Origin of the sequence: Micromonospora sp. NPDC051196 (assembly GCF_040682415.1) — a bacterium.
GTDB lineage: Bacteria > Actinomycetota > Actinomycetes > Mycobacteriales > Micromonosporaceae > Micromonospora.
In genome coordinates this window covers 162,913-179,742 of the sequence record NZ_JBFBAY010000001.1, presented here as the reverse complement: position 1 = coordinate 179,742, position 16,830 = coordinate 162,913, and the positions used below count along the sequence as shown (strand labels likewise).

At 70.1% G+C, this 16,830-nt stretch carries 16 protein-coding genes and 1 tRNA gene; 4 read left to right on the top strand and 13 right to left on the bottom strand.

The features are described 5' to 3' along the window. Window positions 1-18: 18 nt before the first annotated feature. From AB0M35_RS00895 to AB0M35_RS00885, 3 genes are read right to left on the bottom strand one after another with little or no spacing between them, the layout of a single operon-like run. The gene (locus tag AB0M35_RS00895) at window positions 19-588 is read right to left on the bottom strand and encodes a 2'-5' RNA ligase family protein (RefSeq protein WP_363740197.1); all 570 of its coding nucleotides are present in this window, start codon (window positions 586-588) and stop codon (window positions 19-21) included. 35 nt (window positions 589-623) lie between these two features. Further along, the gene (gene trpS, locus AB0M35_RS00890; protein WP_363740196.1) at window positions 624-1,649 is read right to left on the bottom strand and encodes a tryptophan--tRNA ligase; all 1,026 of its coding nucleotides are present in this window, start codon (window positions 1,647-1,649) and stop codon (window positions 624-626) included. Between the two features lie 33 nt (window positions 1,650-1,682). Then, complete coding sequence (locus AB0M35_RS00885; RefSeq protein WP_363740195.1) at window positions 1,683-2,678, bottom strand: CBS domain-containing protein; 996 nt, start codon at window positions 2,676-2,678, stop codon at window positions 1,683-1,685. An 83-nt stretch (window positions 2,679-2,761) separates the two neighbouring features. Here AB0M35_RS00885 and galE point away from each other — a divergent pair, with 83 nt between their 5' ends. Together galE and galK are read left to right on the top strand one after the other, a co-directional pair. Beyond that, window positions 2,762-3,745, top strand: a complete 984-nt coding sequence (gene galE, locus AB0M35_RS00880; protein ID WP_363740194.1) for a UDP-glucose 4-epimerase GalE — start codon at window positions 2,762-2,764, stop codon at window positions 3,743-3,745. Beyond that, on the top strand, window positions 3,742-5,019 hold the full coding sequence (gene galK, locus AB0M35_RS00875; RefSeq protein ID WP_363740193.1) for a galactokinase: 1,278 nt from the start codon (window positions 3,742-3,744) through the stop codon (window positions 5,017-5,019). Before galE ends, galK begins: the two co-directional genes overlap by 4 nt. A gap of 772 nt (window positions 5,020-5,791) precedes the next feature. Here the strand turns inward: galK and AB0M35_RS00870 are convergent. From AB0M35_RS00870 to AB0M35_RS00830, 9 genes are all read right to left on the bottom strand, one after another. Then, a complete protein-coding gene (locus AB0M35_RS00870) occupies window positions 5,792-7,045 on the bottom strand; it encodes a GTP-binding protein (protein WP_363741816.1) in 1,254 nt (417 codons plus the stop codon). 80 nt (window positions 7,046-7,125) lie between these two features. Then, entirely contained in the window at window positions 7,126-8,037 is a 912-nt protein-coding gene (gene cysD / locus AB0M35_RS00865) for a sulfate adenylyltransferase subunit CysD (protein WP_363740192.1), read from the bottom strand. Between the two features lie 74 nt (window positions 8,038-8,111). Beyond that, window positions 8,112-8,933, bottom strand: coding sequence for a 3'(2'),5'-bisphosphate nucleotidase CysQ (locus tag AB0M35_RS00860; RefSeq protein WP_363740191.1), 822 nt, complete (start codon window positions 8,931-8,933; stop codon window positions 8,112-8,114). 96 nt (window positions 8,934-9,029) lie between these two features. Further along, the gene (gene pth, locus AB0M35_RS00855; protein ID WP_363740190.1) at window positions 9,030-9,620 is read right to left on the bottom strand and encodes an aminoacyl-tRNA hydrolase; all 591 of its coding nucleotides are present in this window, start codon (window positions 9,618-9,620) and stop codon (window positions 9,030-9,032) included. Window positions 9,621-9,729: 109 nt separating this feature from the next. Beyond that, on the bottom strand, window positions 9,730-10,437 hold the full coding sequence (locus tag AB0M35_RS00850; protein ID WP_363740189.1) for a 50S ribosomal protein L25/general stress protein Ctc: 708 nt from the start codon (window positions 10,435-10,437) through the stop codon (window positions 9,730-9,732). Window positions 10,438-10,749: 312 nt separating this feature from the next. Next, window positions 10,750-11,730: a ribose-phosphate diphosphokinase gene (locus tag AB0M35_RS00845; protein WP_363740188.1), complete on the bottom strand. Its 981-nt coding sequence runs from the start codon at window positions 11,728-11,730 to the stop codon at window positions 10,750-10,752. Between the two features lie 64 nt (window positions 11,731-11,794). Further along, window positions 11,795-13,360 (bottom strand): bifunctional UDP-N-acetylglucosamine diphosphorylase/glucosamine-1-phosphate N-acetyltransferase GlmU, encoded by a 1,566-nt coding sequence (glmU, locus tag AB0M35_RS00840; RefSeq protein WP_363740187.1) that lies wholly within the window; start codon window positions 13,358-13,360, stop codon window positions 11,795-11,797. A gap of 60 nt (window positions 13,361-13,420) precedes the next feature. Continuing rightward, window positions 13,421-13,495 (bottom strand) — tRNA-Gln (locus AB0M35_RS00835). A 26-nt stretch (window positions 13,496-13,521) separates the two neighbouring features. Beyond that, window positions 13,522-14,376, bottom strand: a complete 855-nt coding sequence (locus tag AB0M35_RS00830) for a helix-turn-helix domain-containing protein (RefSeq protein WP_363740186.1) — start codon at window positions 14,374-14,376, stop codon at window positions 13,522-13,524. Between the two features lie 136 nt (window positions 14,377-14,512). Between AB0M35_RS00830 and AB0M35_RS00825 the strand changes: the two genes are divergently transcribed. Then, window positions 14,513-15,466, top strand: coding sequence for an acyl-CoA desaturase (locus tag AB0M35_RS00825; protein ID WP_363740185.1), 954 nt, complete (start codon window positions 14,513-14,515; stop codon window positions 15,464-15,466). A gap of 112 nt (window positions 15,467-15,578) precedes the next feature. Continuing rightward, complete coding sequence (locus AB0M35_RS00820) at window positions 15,579-16,262, top strand: TetR/AcrR family transcriptional regulator (protein WP_363741813.1); 684 nt, start codon at window positions 15,579-15,581, stop codon at window positions 16,260-16,262. Between the two features lie 24 nt (window positions 16,263-16,286). On the opposite strand, the gene AB0M35_RS00815 is transcribed toward AB0M35_RS00820, so the two are convergent. Further along, window positions 16,287-16,766, bottom strand: a complete 480-nt coding sequence (locus AB0M35_RS00815) for a DUF4383 domain-containing protein (RefSeq protein WP_363740184.1) — start codon at window positions 16,764-16,766, stop codon at window positions 16,287-16,289. Between the last annotated feature and the right edge of the window lie 64 nt (window positions 16,767-16,830).

The window sequence follows — 16,830 nt, the reverse complement described above, 5'->3', positions numbered from 1 at the left end:
CTCGGCGCAGCCGAAGGCTCAACCGCCCAGCCGGAAGTCCCGACGGGGCTGGAACCGTGCCTCACCACTGTGCGAGAAGAGGGTGAAGTGCTCCACCTCGAACATCGCCGAGAAGTCCGCCAGGTCCTCGTACGCCTGGTCCAGGGCCTCGGGCGCGACGTCCTGGGCCACGGTCACGTGGGGGTGGTACGGGAAGCGCAGCTCCCGCCGCAGCTCAGGGGCGGCGTTGATCGCCGCGGCCAGCAGTTCGCACTCGCTGATTCCGGCGGCGACCGCGACGAAGACCACCTGGGTCACCGGCCGGAAGGTGCCGGTACCCCGCAGGTGCAGGGTGAACGGCAGGTGGGCGGCGGCGACCCGGACGAGGTGCTGCTCCACCGCGGGCAGCGCGGACACCGGGATCTCGGTCGGCCCGAGCAGGGTGACGTGCGCCGGCACCGTGTTCGGGTCGCCGGCCGCCAACCGGCGCCGGGTCAGCGTGCCGCCCCACGGCTCGGGGATGTCCACCGCGATGCCGATCTGGACGGTGTCGCCGGCCTCCGGCGCCCCGATCCCGTGATCCACGTTCCGCGCCACTCCTTCGGCCACCGACCTGTCCGGACCACCCGCGCTGTCGCGGACGACTACTCGCCGCGTACCGGCGGGAAGAACCCCACCCGCTCGTACACCTTGAGCAGCGTCGGCACCGCCAGCCGCCGCGCCTTCTCCGCCCCGGCGGCGAGCAGCTTGTCCAGCTGGGCCGGGTCGTCGAGGTAGGAGCGGGTGCGCTCCTGGATCGGTGTCACGAACTCCCGCACCACCTCGGCGAGGTCCTTCTTCAGATCGCCGTAGCCCTTGCCGTCGTACGCCGCGACCAGGTCGTCGATCCCGCGCCCGCTCAGCGTCGAGTAGATGGTCAGCAGGTTGGAGATGCCCGGCTTGGTCTCCTCGTCGAAGACGATCTCGCGGCCGGTGTCGGTGACCGCCGAACGGATCTTCTTGGCCGAGCGGGCCGGATCCTCCAGCAGGTCGACGATGCCGGCCGGCGACGAGGACGACTTGGACATCTTCGCCGACGGATCCTGGAGGTCAGTGATCTTGGCGGTGGACTTGACGATGTGCGGGGCGGGCACGGTGAACGTCGGCCCGAAGTGCGTGTTGAAGCGCTGCGCCAGATCGCGGGACAGCTCCAGGTGCTGGCGCTGGTCCTCACCCACCGGCACCGCGTTGGCCTGGTAGAGCAGGATGTCGGCGGCCTGCAGGATCGGGTACGTGAACAGGCCCACGCTGGCCCGCTCGTTGCCCTGCTTCTGCGACTTGTCCTTGAACTGGGTCATCCGGCTGGCCTCACCGAACCCGGTGAGGCAACCCAGCACCCAGGCCAGCTGCGCGTGCTCGGGCACCTGCGACTGCACGAACAGCGTGCACCGCTCCGGGTCCAGCCCGACGGCGAGCAACTGCGCGGCGGCCACCCGGCTGCGCTGGTGCAGCACCTTGGGATCGTGCCCGGCGGTGATGGCGTGCAGGTCGACCACGCAGTAGACCGCTTCGTGCGACTCCTGCAACGCCACCCAGTGCCGCACCGCACCCAGATAATTGCCGAGGTGGAACGAGTCGGCCGTCGGCTGGATGCCGGAGAAGACGCGCGGGCGGGCGGGTACGTCGGACATGCCGGCAATTCTGTCAGCAACGCCGGGCGTACGTCATGACGGGCTGGCGGGTCGGGTCCGGTCGGCGGGTCGGCCCACCATCCGCCGTTGTTCGGGCAGGCGGCCGGCGGTGACCGCGAGGCGGGCCACCCGCCGTCCTTCCAGGCTCAGCACCCGCAGCAGCCATCCACCGCCGCCGACGCCGGACGGGTCGGGCACCGGAATCTCGTCACCCGCCCTCGGCAGCCGCCCGAGCGCGGCCATCACGTACCCACCCACCGTCTCGTACGGCCCGACGGGCAGCACCACAGCGGTGCGTTCGGCGAAGTCGGCGAGGTTCAGTCGCCCGTCCACCACCGCCGGCAGCCCGGCCAGCGTCGGCTCGGGTGCGTCGGCGTACTCGTCGTGGATCTCACCGACCAGTTCCTCGATCAGGTCCTCACAGGTGACGATGCCAGCCGTACCGCCGTACTCGTCGATCACCACGGCCAGGTGGTGCCCCTCCCGCCGCATCTCGGTCAACGCGGCGAGCACCCGCTTGCTGGCCGGCAGCCGCTTCACCTCACGGACCAGGCCGCCGACCGTGGTGGCCGGATCGCGACCCGGATGCCACAGGACGTCGCGTAGATGCACGAAACCGACCACGTCGTCATGGGTGCCGTCGACCACCGGATAGCGGGTGTGCGTACCGGCCCGGACCAGGGGCTCGGCCTCGGCGAGGGTCAACGCCGCGGAGAGGAACACCACCTCCGTACGGGGCATCATCACCTCACGGACCAGACTCGCCCCGGCCACCAGCACCTCGTCGATGATGCGCCGGCCCACCGGGTCGAGCACCGTGTTCGCGGCGACCAGATCGCGTAGCTCCGCCTCGCTGATCCGCTCCCGACCGGCGGTCGGGCCCGTACCGAGCAGGGCGGTCACCAGGCGCAACCCACCGTCAGCGGCCCGGACCACCACCCGGGCGACCGCCCGGGCCAGCCGCCCCGGTTCGCGGCGGGGCTGAGGTGGCCGGCGCCGCCGGGATCCGCGCCGACGCGCTGCCCGCATGACAGTGATGGTAGTCAGCGAAGCCGCCGTAGGCTGTCCTCACCACACGGCCAGAACCGAACTGGTCAGGCAGGAGGACCGAGGTGAAACTGCTCGTCACCGGCGGCGCCGGCTTCATCGGCAGCGTGGTGACCCGGCTGTTGCTCGACGCGGGTCACCAGGTCGTCGTCCTGGACGACCTGCGGACCGGCCACCGGGAAGCCCTCGCCCCCGACGCCACCTTCGTCGAGGCGGGCATCCACGACGCCGCCCGGGTACTCACCCCGCAGGCCGGTTTCGACGGCGTGTTGCACTTCGCCGCGCTGATCGCCGCTGGTGAGTCGATGGTCGCCCCGGAGCGGTACTGGCACAACAACACCATCGGTTCGCTGGCGCTGATCGACGCGGTCCGCGCGGCCGGCGTACCCCGGCTGGTCTTCTCCTCCACCGCCGCCGTCTACGGCAACCCGGTCGAGCTGCCCATCGTCGAGACCGCCGTCAAGGCCCCCACCAACACGTACGGGGCGACCAAGCTCGCCGTCGACATGGCGCTCACCTCCGAGGCGATCGGGCACGGCCTGGCCGCCGTCTCACTGCGCTACTTCAACGTCGCCGGGGCGTACCTCGACGGCGACATCGCCCTCGGTGAACGGCACGACCCGGAGACCCACCTGATCCCGATCGCGCTGGAGGTGGCCGCCGACCGGCGGGAAAAGCTGCAACTTTTCGGCGACGACTACCCCACCGTCGACGGCACCTGCGTACGCGACTACATCCACGTCGCCGACCTGGCGCGGGCGCACCTGCTCGCTCTCGACGCGGCCGTCGCCGGGCAGCACCGCATCTACAACCTCGGCAACGGCAACGGCTTCACCAATCGACAGGTGGTCGAGGTGGTCCGCAAGGTCACCGGCCACCCGGTGCCGGTTGAGATGGCGCCCCGCCGCGAAGGCGACCCGGCCGAGCTCGTCGCCTCCGCCGAGCTGGCCCGCGCCGACCTGGGGTGGCAGCCCCAGAAGCCGACGCTGCACGACATGGTCGCCGACGCCTGGGCCTTTTACCGCACGCACCGGCTGGCCCAGCAGTGACCGACCCCGTCCGGGCGGTCGCCGACCGCGCCACCGCCGGCTTCCGGCAGGTGTACGGCGAGTCGCCCGCCGGCCGCTGGGCAGCTCCCGGCCGGGTCAACCTGATCGGCGAGCACACCGACTACAACGACGGTTTCGTGCTGCCCTTCGCGCTTCCGCTGCGCACCGTCGCCGCCGCCGCGCCCCAGCCGGGCGACCGGTGGACGGTCTGGTCCGAGCTGACCGGCGAGACGGTCGACTTCGGTACCGCCGAGGTGACCGCCGTCGGCCGGATCACCGGCGAGACGGCCGGCCGCGGTGCCGCCGAAATGACTGGTGCCAGCCGGACCACCGGCGAGACGGTCGGCCGCGGTGCCGCCGAGGTGACCGGCGCCGGCCGGGTCACCGGCTGGGCCGGCTACGTGGCCGGCATGGTCTGGGCGCTGCGTGAGGCGGGTTACCAGGTGCCCGGCGCCCGACTGGCGATCGTCTCCGACGTGCCGCTCGGCGCCGGCCTGTCCTCCTCCGCCGCGCTGGAGGCCGCCGTGCTCGCCGCCCTGGTCGACCTCGGTGGAATCGACCTGCCCGCCGAGGCCCAGCCCCGGCTGGCCCAGCGCGCCGAGAATCACTACGTCGGGGCACCCACCGGAATCATGGACCAGTCGGCGGCGATCCGCTGCCGCGCCGGACACGCCCTCTTCCTCGACTGCCGCACCGAGCAGGTCGAGCACATCCCGTTCGACCTGGACGCCGCCGGGCTCGCCGTGCTGGTGATCGACAGCCACGCCCCGCACCGTCACGTAGACGGCGAGTACGCGGCCCGCCGCGCCGCCTGCGAGAAGGCCGCTGCCCTGCTCGGTGTACCCGCACTGCGAGACGTTGCGGCCGACGGCCTCGACGAGGCGCTGGCCCGGCTGCCCGACGACGAGACCCGCCGCCGGGTCCGGCACGTGGTCACCGAGAACCAGCGGGTGTGCGACACCGTCGACCTGCTGCGCGCCGGGCGGATCCGGCAGATCGGCCCGCTGCTCGCCGCCTCGCACACCTCCATGCGCGACGACTTCGCCATCACCGTCCCCGAGGTGGACACCGCCGTCGAGGCGGCCCTCGCCGCCGGGGCGCTCGGCGCCCGGATGACCGGCGGTGGCTTCGGTGGCTGCGTACTGGCCCTGGTCGAGGCCGACCGCTCCGACACGGTCGCGGACGCCGTCACGGCCGCGTACGCCCGACATGGTTTCACCGCCCCCACCCACACCACCGTCACCCCCGCCGACGGCGCCACCCGCCTCGACTGACCCGGTCCCCGCGCTCACTCTCCCCCACGCCCCGCGCGCTACCCGCGCCCGCGCCTCCCTGGCCTCGCGCCGCGCACTGCCACGCGCCGCGCACTGCCCTCGCGCCGCGCACTGCCCTCGCGCCGCGCCCCCGCTCGGTGTGTCGCCTCGATCTGGGATCGAGTGGCTTCCGAGCACACCGATAACCACTCGATCCCAGATCGAGCACGATCTTGGCGTGAAATGCCGGCAGAAGCGTGGTCGCGATCGACGTGGTTCCTCGACTCGCGGGGAACGCGCGCAGCTCGGAAAGCGCGGCACACGCAGCTTGGAACGCGCGGCACACGCAGCTTGGAAGGCCAGGCACACAGCCTGGAACGCTGGGGCAACCGCACCCGGAACGCTGGGGCGCCCGCCCGCGCACCCTTCGCCACCCCCCTTTGCTCTGCTTCACGGACGCAACAGGTATCGCCGGATCCCGTTGCGTGGGTTGAAGCAGAGCAAAGGGGTGCGGGAGACACTCGTTCCCCTGGCTGCGGTAGCCAAGGGCGGGTGTGGCCCGGATGCACGCGTGGCCCGGATGCACGGGTGGCCCGGATGCACGCGTGGTCAGGGAGCACGCGTGGTCAGGGAGCGGGCGGTGTCCGGGCGGACCAGGGTACGGCGTAGCCCGGAAGCGGGCGCAGCCCGCCCGGCACGGGTGCGGCGAGGTCCGCCACGACGAGTCGAGTTGACGAGCGAGGTCGGGCTGAATCAGGGTCAGCGGGCCGGCCGGAGGTCCGGCCGGCGTAGCTCACCCGGCTTCGACGATCATGCCCGCGCCGACCGTGCGGTTGGTGCTCTCGTCGATGATGACGAAACCGCCGGTGGTGCGGTTACGGCGGTACTCGTCGGCGAGCAGCGGGACGGTGGTGCGCAGGCGGACCCGACCGATCTCGTTGAGCCGCAACTCGCCCGCCGACTCGTCCCGGTGCAGCGAGTTGATGTCCAGCCGGTAGTGCAGCCCACGGACGATCGCCCGAGCCGCGCGGGTGGTGTGCTTGATCGCGTACTTGCCGCCGACCTGCAACGGGCGGGTCTCGTCCATCCAGCAGACCATCGCCTCGATGTCCTGCGCGACAGCCGGCGCATTGTTGGGACGGCAGATCATGTCGCCCCGCGAGATGTCGATCTCGTCTTCCAGCCGTACCGTCACCGACATCGGCGGAAACGCCTCCGCGACCGGCCCGTCGGCGGTCTCCACCGAGGAGATCCGGCTGGTGAAGCCGGACGGCAGCACCATCACCTCGTCACCCGGCTTGAGTACCCCGGAGGCCACCTGACCGGCGTAACCCCGGTAGTCGGTGACCGTGGTCGACTGCGGGCGGATGACGTACTGCACCGGGAAGCGGACGTCGACCAGGTTGCGGTCACTGGCGATGTGCACCCGTTCCAGGTGATGCAGCAGCGCCGGGCCCTCGTACCACGGCATGCTCTCCGAGCGGGTGACGATGTTGTCACCCTTGAGCGCGGAGATCGGCACCACGGTCAGATCCGGCACGTCCAGCTTCGCCGCGAACGCGGTGAACTCGTCGGCGATCCGGTCGAAGACCTCCTGCGAGTAGTCGACCAGATCCATCTTGTTCACGCAGAGCACCAGATGCGGCACCCGCAGCAGAGAGCAGAGGAAGGCGTGCCGGCGCGACTGCTCCACCAGCCCCTTGCGGGCGTCCACCAGGATCAACGCCAGGTCGGCGGTCGAGGCGCCGGTGACCATGTTCCGGGTGTACTGGATGTGCCCCGGGGTGTCGGCGATGATGAACTTCCGCCGCGGGGTGGCGAAGTAGCGGTACGCCACATCGATGGTGATGCCCTGCTCCCGCTCGGCCCGCAGGCCGTCGGTGAGCAACGCCAGGTTGGTGTACTCGTCGCCCCGCGCCGCGCTGACCGCCTCCACCGCGGCCAACTGGTCGGTGAACAGCGACTTGGTGTCGTACAGCAGCCGACCGATCAGGGTCGACTTGCCGTCGTCCACGCTGCCGGCGGTAGCGAAACGCAGCAGGTCCATCGGGCGGGCCTCCGACGCGGCCGGAGCACCGGCGCGGGTCGGATCCGCAGCGTCGCCCGGCGCGAGCGTCTCGGTGGTCATCAGAAGTAGCCCTCTCGCTTGCGGTCCTCCATCGCGGCCTCACTGACCCGGTCGTCACCCCGGGTGGCCCCGCGCTCGGTGATCCGGGTCGCGGCGACCTCCTCGATGACCTTCTCGACGGTGTCCGCGTCCGAGCGGACCGCCGCCGTGCAGGAGGCGTCGCCCACCGTCCGGTACCGCACCCGGGCCTTGAACCGCTCCTCACCGGCACGGGCCGGCAGGAACTCGTTGACCGCGTAGAGCATCCCGTCGCGCTCGATCACCTCACGCTCGTGGGCGTAGTAGATCGACGGCAGCTCGATCCGCTCCCGGGCGATGTAGTGCCACACGTCCAGCTCGGTCCAGTTGGACAGCGGGAACACCCGGATCGACTCGCCCGGGTGGTGTCGCCCGTTGTAGAGCGACCACAGCTCCGGGCGCTGGTTCTTCGGGTCCCACTGGCCGAACTCGTCGCGGAAACTGAACACCCGTTCCTTGGCGCGGGCCTTCTCCTCGTCCCGGCGGGCCCCGCCGAAGAGCGCGTCGAAGCGGTGCTTCTCCACCGCGTCCAGCAGCACCGGCGTCTGGATCCGGTTACGCATACCGTCGGCCGACTCCCGAACCAGCCCGCTGGCCAGGGCCTCCGGCACACTGGCCACCACCAGTTGCAGGCCCAGCTCGGCGACCCGACGGTCGCGGTAGTCCAGCACCTCGGGGAAGTTGTGACCGGTGTCGACGTGCATCACCGGGAACGGGATCTGCGCCGGTGCGAACGCCTTCTGCGCCAACCGGAGCATGACGATCGAGTCCTTGCCGCCGGAGAAGAGCAGCACCGGCCGCTCCATCTCGGCGACGACCTCGCGCATCACGAAGATGCTCTCGGCCTCCAAGGCGTCGAGATGGGTGACCTGGTAGGCCGCGGTCACGGTCATGACACCGACTCGATTCGCTCGCTCATCCGCTTTCCAGACCTTTCCGGTCGGGGATGTCAGAAAGTAGCGCCAGGCTACCCGCCATGCCGGTGCAGCGCTGCAAGTAACCGGCTGGCGAGATCCTTACGGCACACCAACAGATCAGGCAGACGGGGGTCCGCCTCGTTGTATTTCAGCGCAGAACCGTCGATCCGGGAAGCGTGCAGTCCGGTGGCCGTCGCCACAGCCACCGGCGCGGCCGAGTCCCACTCGTACTGGCCGCCCGCGTGGATGTACGCGTCCACCTCACCGGTCACCACCGCGGCGATCTTCGCGCCAGCCGACCCCATCGGCACCAACTGCGCCCCGACCTCCTCGGCCAGGTCGGTCAGGAACGCCGGCGGCCGGCTCCGGCTGGCCGCCAGACGCAGCCGGCCAGCCCCATCGGTGGACACCACCGACGGGTAGGCGGGCGGCTGGTCGGTCGCCAACACCCGCTGTTGTGCCGGCAACCCGACAGCACCGGCCACCAGGCCGTGCGAAGCCGACGCGGTACGCGCCCACAGCGCCACATGCACCGCCCAGTCCGTACGCCCCTGCTCGCTGAACTCCCGCGTACCGTCCAACGGGTCGATGATCCACACCCGGCCGGCGGTCAGCCGGGACCCGGCCTCCGCCTCGCCCTCGGCCGGAGAGGCCCGCCGGGAACCCTCGTCCTCCTCGGAGAGCACCGCGTCACCCGGACGCCACCTCGCCAACTCGGACCGGATCAGATCATGCGAGACCTTGTCCCCGGCCGCCTTCAACGCGGCGGGATCGTCGAACCCCAACTCCGCCCGCAGGCCCACCAGCGCCTCACCTGCCCGGGCCGCCAACCAGCGGGCGAACTCCGCGTCGACCTTCGGAGGACTGCTCATGCCCTGCGCTCCCGTCGCAATCCGTCGTACGCCGAGCAGCCGCCCCGCTCGGCCGCGAACTCGCACCCTACCGACCAGCCGCCCGGCCCATCGCCCTCAGGCGCCGTGATACAGATTCTGCGTCGGCTCCACACCCCGGATGATCACCGACTCCACCACGTCTGCGGCCCGGTCCACCAGGAAGTCCAACTCCTTGCGCTCCGCCGCGCCGAAATCCGACAGGACATAGTCCGCCGGATCCTGCCGCCCCGGCGGACGGCCGATCCCGAACCGCACCCGCACGTAGTCCTTCGTGGCCAGTGACTTCGACATCGAGCGCAGCCCGTTGTGCCCGCCCTCGCCGCCGCCGCACTTCACCCGCACCTGGCCGTACTCGATGTCCAACTCGTCGTGCACCGCGACCACCTGAGCCGGCGGCACCTTGAAGAACTGGGCCAGGCCGGCCACCGGACCACCCGAAAGATTCATGTACGTCATCGGCTTGAGCAGCACCAGCTTCGGCCCGCCGAAGCCCAGCCGCCCCTCAGCGACATCCGCCATCGCCCGCTTGTACCGGCCGAACTTGGCCCCCAACCGATCAGCCAGCAGATCAGCCACCATGAACCCGACGTTGTGCCGGTTGCCCGCGTACTCCCGACCCGGATTGCCCAGCCCGACCACCAGCCACGGCCCGGTCTCGTCCGTCACCGCCCGTCCCCTTCGTCATCCTCGCCCGCCCGAAGCCGCAGGCGAGCCCGGTACGCCGACAGGCGCCCCCGGAGAACCGGGGACGCCTGTCGCACAGCCTACGAACCGATCAGGCCTCGGTCTTGGCCTCGGCGGTCTCCTCGCCACCCGCAGCCGCCGGCTCACCGGCCTCGGCACCCTCGGACGACTCGGCACCCTCCTCGCCGACCCCGGCCTCGACCTCGGCGTCGGCCACCTCAACCTCGGGCAGCGTCGCCTCCAGCTGCTCGGCGGTCGGCGCGGCGGTCACCGTGGCGACCGTCTGCTCCGGGTCACCGGCCAGCTCCACACCCGCCGGCAGGTCGACATCCGCGGCGGTGACCTGGACGCCCGGCTCGGCACCCTCGATCGAGGCCTCCAGGTGATCCGGCACCTTGGTCGCCTCGGCGGTCACCGACACCGTGTCGTGGTCGTGCACGATCAGGGTGTCCTTCGCGGCCTCACCGGTCAGCTCGACCGGCACCTCGACGGTGACCTTCTCGCCCCGACGCACCAGCAGCAGGTCGACGTGCTCGAAGGTGTCCTTGATCGGGTCACGCTGAATCGCCTTCGGCAGCGCCAGCGCCTGGGTGCCGTCACTCACCTCGATCGCGAACAGCTGGTTCGCGCCGCCCTTGCGGATGGCCGCCGCGAACTCACGGGCCGGCAGCGCGATGTGCTTGGGCTTCTCACCGTGCCCGTACAGCACGGCGGGCACCTTGCCGGCCCGGCGGGTACGACGGGCACCACCCTTGCCGAACTCGGTACGGGGCTCGGCGCTGATCTTTACCTCGGACACGGGAAAACTCCTGATGCTTCGCTGCGGCAGCTTGTCGTCTGGCGGTGCTGGGCGGGGGGCTCGCAGGGGCTCATGCGTCAGCAGACTGCCCGGAGCACCGCGTCGATCACGGTGCCTCCGTGCGGCGCTTCTCAGCGGCCCGCAGGGCACCCTCGCCGTGGCAACCGCACCAGTCTACCCGAGCGGAATCGCGGAGTTCCGGCAGTCCCCGTACCACCGTCACCGACCGGCCCGCAGCACATTTCCGCCGACGCCGGCCGTGGGATGAATCCGGACGAGTCGACCCAGCCGGCCGACCCGTCCGGACCGTGCTCAGCTCAGCCCACCGAAGAGGGTGGTCACCGAACCGTCGTCGAACACCTCACGGATGGCCCGCGCCAACAGCGGCGCGATGGACAACACGGTGAGCTTGTCGAGTTGCTTCTCCGGCGGCAGCGGCAGCGTGTTGGTCACCACCACCTCGCTGATCGGGCTGTTCTTCAACCGCTCCGTCGCCGGATCGGAGAGCAACGCGTGGGTGGACGCCACGATCACATCCGCCGCACCGGACTCCTTCAGGATGTCCGCCGCCTTGCAGATCGTGCCGCCCGTGTCGATCATGTCGTCGACAATCAGACAGACCCGACCTTCGACCTCGCCGACCACCCGGTTCGCCACCACCTGGTTCGGCTTCAACGGATCACGCGTCTTGTGGATGAACGCCAGCGGGCAGCCGCCGAGGCGGTCGGTCCACCGCTCGGCCACCCGCACCCGCCCCGAATCCGGGGCGACCACCGTCATCGGCCGGCCCGCGTACTTGCGCTCCACGTACTCGGCCAGAATGTCCATCGCGAAGAGGTGATCCACCGGCCCGTCGAAGAACCCCTGGATCTGCGCGGTGTGCAGATCCACGGTGAGGATCCGGTTCGCCCCCGCCGTCTTCAACAGGTCGGCGACCAGCCGCGCCGAGATCGGCTCCCGACCGCGGTGCTTCTTGTCCTGCCGCGAATACGGATAGAACGGCAGAACCACGGTGATGCGCTTGGCGGAACCCCGCTTCAACGCGTCAACCATGATCAGGGTCTCCATGACCCAGGTGTTCACCCCGTGCGTGACGGACTGCACCACGAAGGCGTCCGAACCACGTACCGAGTCCTTGAACCGTACGAAAATCTCGCCGTTGGCGAACTCGTACGCGTCGGCCGGCGTCGGCGCGACGCCGAGCACCTCGCCGATCTCCTTGGCCAGCTCCGGAAAGCCACGTCCGGAAAAGAGCATCAGGCTCTTGCGGTTTTCGGCGACGATGCTGCCCATGGGCCCGTCTGCTCCCGTTTTTTGGTCGGTGGTACCCGGCCTGGAGGTGGTAGCCGGCCGGGGACTATTCGGTTGCAGTATCTCCCGCCTCGGTCACCGCGCCCACCGACTCGGCGGTGCCGTGGATTGCCTCACCTTCACTTGCGGCCGGCACCTGGGAAGACGCACCCTGCAACGCCCGCTCGGCCGCCTCCGCCGACACCGTGCCCGGCCGCTTACGCGCCACCCACCCGTCGATGTTGCGCTGCGGCGCCCGGGTCACCCCGAGCGCGCCCGGCGGCACGTCGTTGCTGATCGCGCTACCGGCCGCCACGTACGCCCCCGCACCCACCTCGACCGGCGCGATCAGGTTCGTGTCACAGCCCACGAACGCCCCCTCGCCGACCACGGTACGACTCTTGTTGACCCCGTCGTAGTTCACGAAGATCGTCGCCGCGCCGATGTTCGCCCGCGCCCCGATCGTCGCGTCACCCACGTACGACAGGTGCGGCACCTTGGCGCCCGCACCCAACTCGGAGTTCTTCACCTCGACGAACGTGCCGACCTTCGACTTCTCCGCCAACCGGGCGTCCGGCCGCAGATAGGCGTACGGCCCGACGCTGGCCCCCGGGCCGACCTCCGCACCGACCGCGTGACTACGCAGCACCGTCGCACCGGCGTGCACCACCGTGTCGATCAGCGTCACGTCCGGACCGACCACCGCGCCGCTACCGACCACCGAGCCGCCCTGCAGCTGGGTGTTCTGGTCCACCACCGCGTCCCGGTCCAGCGCCACCGTCACGTCGATCCACGTCGTGGCCGGATCGAGCAGGCTCACCCCGGCGCGCATCCAGCCCTCGTTGACCCGATCGCGCAGCAGCCGCCGCAGCCCCGCCAACTCCACCCGGTCGTTGCAGCCGAGCGTCTCGGTGTGGTCGGCGGCCAGGTGGACCGCCACCGGCTCGCCGGCCGAGACCAGCAGCCCGAACACGTCGGTGAGGTACTCCTCGCCCTGGTCGTTGTCAGTGGAGAGCTTGCCCAGCACGTCCCGCAACCGCGCCGCGTCGAAGGCGTAGATCCCGGCGTTGATCTCCCGGATCGCCAACTGGCCGGGGGTGGCGTCGCGCTGCTCGACGATCTGCTCCAGCCGGCCCGCCGCGTCGCGCACGATGCGGCCCAGCCCGGTCGGATCCGGCACCTCGGCGGCCAGCACGGTTGCCGCCGCCCGCTCACCTTCATGCGCCGCAACCAGCGCCGCGACCGTCTCCGGGCGCAGCAACGGCACGTCACCGTTGAGCACGACCACGGTGCCGGCCGCCTCCGGCACCGCCTCCAGCGCGATGCGCACCGCGTGCCCGGTGCCGAGCTGCTCGGCCTGATGCACCGCAGTGACGCTCGGGGCCACCTCGGCCAGGTGCGCCCGGACCTGGTCCGCGCCGTGCCCCACCACCACCATCGTCCGCTGCGCCGCCAGCGGCTCGGCCGCGCTCAACACATGCCCGAGCAACGTTCGACCAAGCAGCGGGTGCAACACCTTGGGCAGCGAGGACTTCATCCGTTTGCCCTCACCGGCGGCGAGCACGACGACGGTACGGAGGTGGGGCTCGGACACGACGTGGCTCCCGTCGGACGCGGACAGTCTCGCGGCCATGCTAACCAGACAATCCGCCGCGATTGGCATGGCCACGAGGATCGGCAGAACATCCGCCCGTGGCTGGGGTGCCTGGATTCGAACCAGGAGCTCAAGGCTCCAAAGGCCTGCGGGTTGCCGTTACCCCACACCCCATTGACATGTCAACCCGTGACGCCACGTCAACGATTGCCCAGGCGCGCCGTCACGGACCGGAACAGCTCGGCGATCATACCTTCAATCCGCCAGTAGAGCTCGCGGCTGCCCGGCACGTTGATCACAAGGCAGCCGCGATAAGTGTCACCGACGTTTCGACGAACCGTGGTGACCTTGTGTTTCTTCAGTGTCGCTCGCCGGAAACGGTCGCGTGGCAACGCCAGTTCTCCCGCCCACCAGTCGGCGGCCGCCTCGGCGTCGGCGGTCTCGTGGATGCTCACCCGATAGGTCGGCACGCTGCGGTCCACCCCGCAGACCTCCAGGAACCGCAGGAAGAGCAACAGCAGCCCTGGGTCGCTGTTGACGAACTGCACATGGTCGTCGCGGCGCCACGGCTTCGACTTGGTGCCCTCACACCAGTAGCTGACGGCACCGAGCAGCAGCACATCCCGGTCGTCGAGCTCGCCGACCGTACGGGCGGCCGAATCTTGCGCTGCAGCTTGGGCCTCGTCGCGTGCCTGGCGGTGCGTCGCCCACCGCCCCTCGGTCATGACTTTCGAGTGGGCTCGGCGGCGCTCCTGCTCCTGCCCCGGATCGCGGTGCAGCGGCAGATGCCGCACCCAGAGGTACGCCGTCGACCTGCTGACGCCCAGCCGCTGCGCGATCTCCGGGACGGAGTGCCCCGTCGAGCGCAGCGCGACCGCCTCGGCACGCAGGTCGTCCTTGGCGTTGGGGCGTCGGGTGCGTTGCGGCGGTGGTACGCCGCGCAGCAGTTCGTACACCCGGTTGCGACCGAGCCCGGTGCGAGCCCGGATCTCACGGACGGAGAGCTGCTCCTCGGTACGCAGGCGGCGCACCTCGTCGCTGTGAGGGTCGGTCATGCGGCGCAGGCTAGGACCTGTGTACGACAACTTCGGCATCGGTTTCCGTCGCTGTCTGATGTGATCTACCGGGCCCGTAAGTTACGGTGACGTAGCCGTAGTTTCGCGTTTTGCCGCCGTACCTGTGTGAGGTGCCATGTCCACCGCCCTACTCGATCCCGGCCCGAAGCCACTCACCCAGGGCGCCCAGTCGCGCGGAATCCTCGTCGCACTGTGGGCCTTCGTGGTGATTCCGTTCGTCGCACTGATCGCTGCCGTACCGGTGGCCTGGGGTGGTTGGCTCAGCTGGGTCGACGTGGGCGTCGCCGCGTTCTGGTACGTGGTGTCCGGGCTGGGCATCACGGTCGGCTACCACCGTTACTTCACCCACGGCTCGTTCAAGGCGAAGCGGTGGCTGCGCGTCGCGCTGGCCGCTTCCGGTTCACTGGCCGTGCAGGGCGACATCATCCAGTGGGTGGCGGACCATCGCCGCCACCACGCGTTCTCCGACCTGGAGGGCGATCCGCACTCGCCGTGGCGGTTCGGCACCAACCTGTGGGGCCTGACCAAGGGGTTGTTTCACGCGCACGTCGGTTGGCTGTTCGGCCGCGAGCTGTCCAATCGGGAGCGTTTCGCGCCGGATCTGCTCAACGACCCGGACATCCGGCGGGTGGGCCGGTCATTCCCCGTACTGGTGATCGTCTCGGTGCTCGGCCCGGCGCTGATGGGTGGGCTGCTGACCTGGTCCTGGCAGGGTGCGTTGACCGCGTTGTTCTGGGGCGGCCTGGTCCGCATTTCGCTGCTGCACCACGTCACCTGGTCGATCAACTCGGTGTGCCATGTGTACGGGGAGCGCCCGTTCATGATGCGTCACGGTGACCGAGCGTCGAACTTCTGGCCGTTGGCGCTGGTGTCGTTCGGGGAGAGCTGGCACAACCTGCATCACGCCGACCCGACGAGCGCCCGGCACGGGGTGCTGCGGGGGCAGATCGACATCTCGGCCCGGGTCATCTGGTTGTTCGAGAAGGTCGGTGCGGCGTGGGACGTGCGCTGGCCGAAGCCGGAGCGGCTCGCGGCGAAGCTGGTCAAGCCGACGGACCAGCCGGCGTAGTGGCGAGCGGACCCGCCACCAGCAAGTTACCTGGCAGTATGTCCGGGTGACCGGGCAGAAGACAGGCAGCATCCCACAACAGGGCGTCACCGAGCGCCAACGAGGTGACGAGATGGCCGAGGTTCCCAGCGAGGGGGGCGACAAGCGGCGGCGTACGACGCGCGCCGCGTCGACCAAGCCGACGTCGCGGGTACGCATGTCGGCTGCTCAGCGGCGCGAGCAGCTGATCTCGATCGGTCGGCAGATCTTCGCCGAGCGGGGCTTCGACGCCACCTCCATCGAGGAGGTGGCGTCGCGTGCCAAGGTGTCCAAGCCGGTGATCTACGAGCACTTCGGTGGCAAGGAGGGGCTCTACGCGGTGGTGGTGGACCGGGAGGTTCGGTCGCTGTTGGACCGGATCACCACGGCGTTGACCGCCGGCCATCCGCGCGAGTTGCTGGAGCAGGCGGCGCTGGCGCTGCTCGGCTACATCGAGGAGGAGACGAGCGGGTTCCGGGTGCTGGTGCGCGAGTCGCCGGTGCTCTCCGCGACCGGCAACTTCAGCAGCGTGATGAACGATGTGGCGCATCAGGTGGAGCACATCCTGGGCGCCGAGTTCTCCAGTCGGGGGTACGACCCGAAGCTTGCGGAGTTGTACGCGCAGGCATTGGTGGGCATGGTCGCGCTGACCGGCCGCTGGTGGCTGGAGGTACGCAAACCCCGCAAGGAGACGGTGGCGGCGCACCTGGTGAACCTGTCCTGGAACGGGTTGTCGCACCTGGAGGCGAAGCCGGGGCTGATCACCGCCGGCCGCTGATCGTCGCCGGGCTGATCGTCGCGGTCAGCGGCGACGGTGGATCTCGGCGACGGGGTGGTAGCGGCGCTCGCGTTCGGCCTCCGCGTGCTCTGGCGGGCCCACCTTGTCGTACAGGCCGGTGCCGAGCAGGATCAGGCCGAAGAGCATCGACACGACCACCGTCGACATCGAGAAGTTCAGGAAGTTGGCGGAGGTCTGCAGGAACGACATCATCAGGATGCTGGTGATCAGGAAGACGGCTCCGGCGGTCAGGTTCATGTAGTGGCCCAGGTTGCCGCGCCGGGAGGCGCCGACGATGAGCACGGCCCCGAAGATCACCGAGACCAGCGCGAAAGCCAGGTTGGTCCGGAGTCCGAGAGCCCAGTTACCGTTTCGGGCGAACAGCGGTTGGCCCCAGGTCGACAAGGTGCCCCAGACGCCGAAGGCCAGGATGTAGAGCCCGATCAGACCGGACAGTACGCGGTAGATCGGCCGCGCCGGATGGTTGATGGGAAAGTGCGGCATCGACCCCTCCATGCCACGGGGAACAATTCGGACAATTGTCCCTCACCGCCCCCACCCCCGTCAG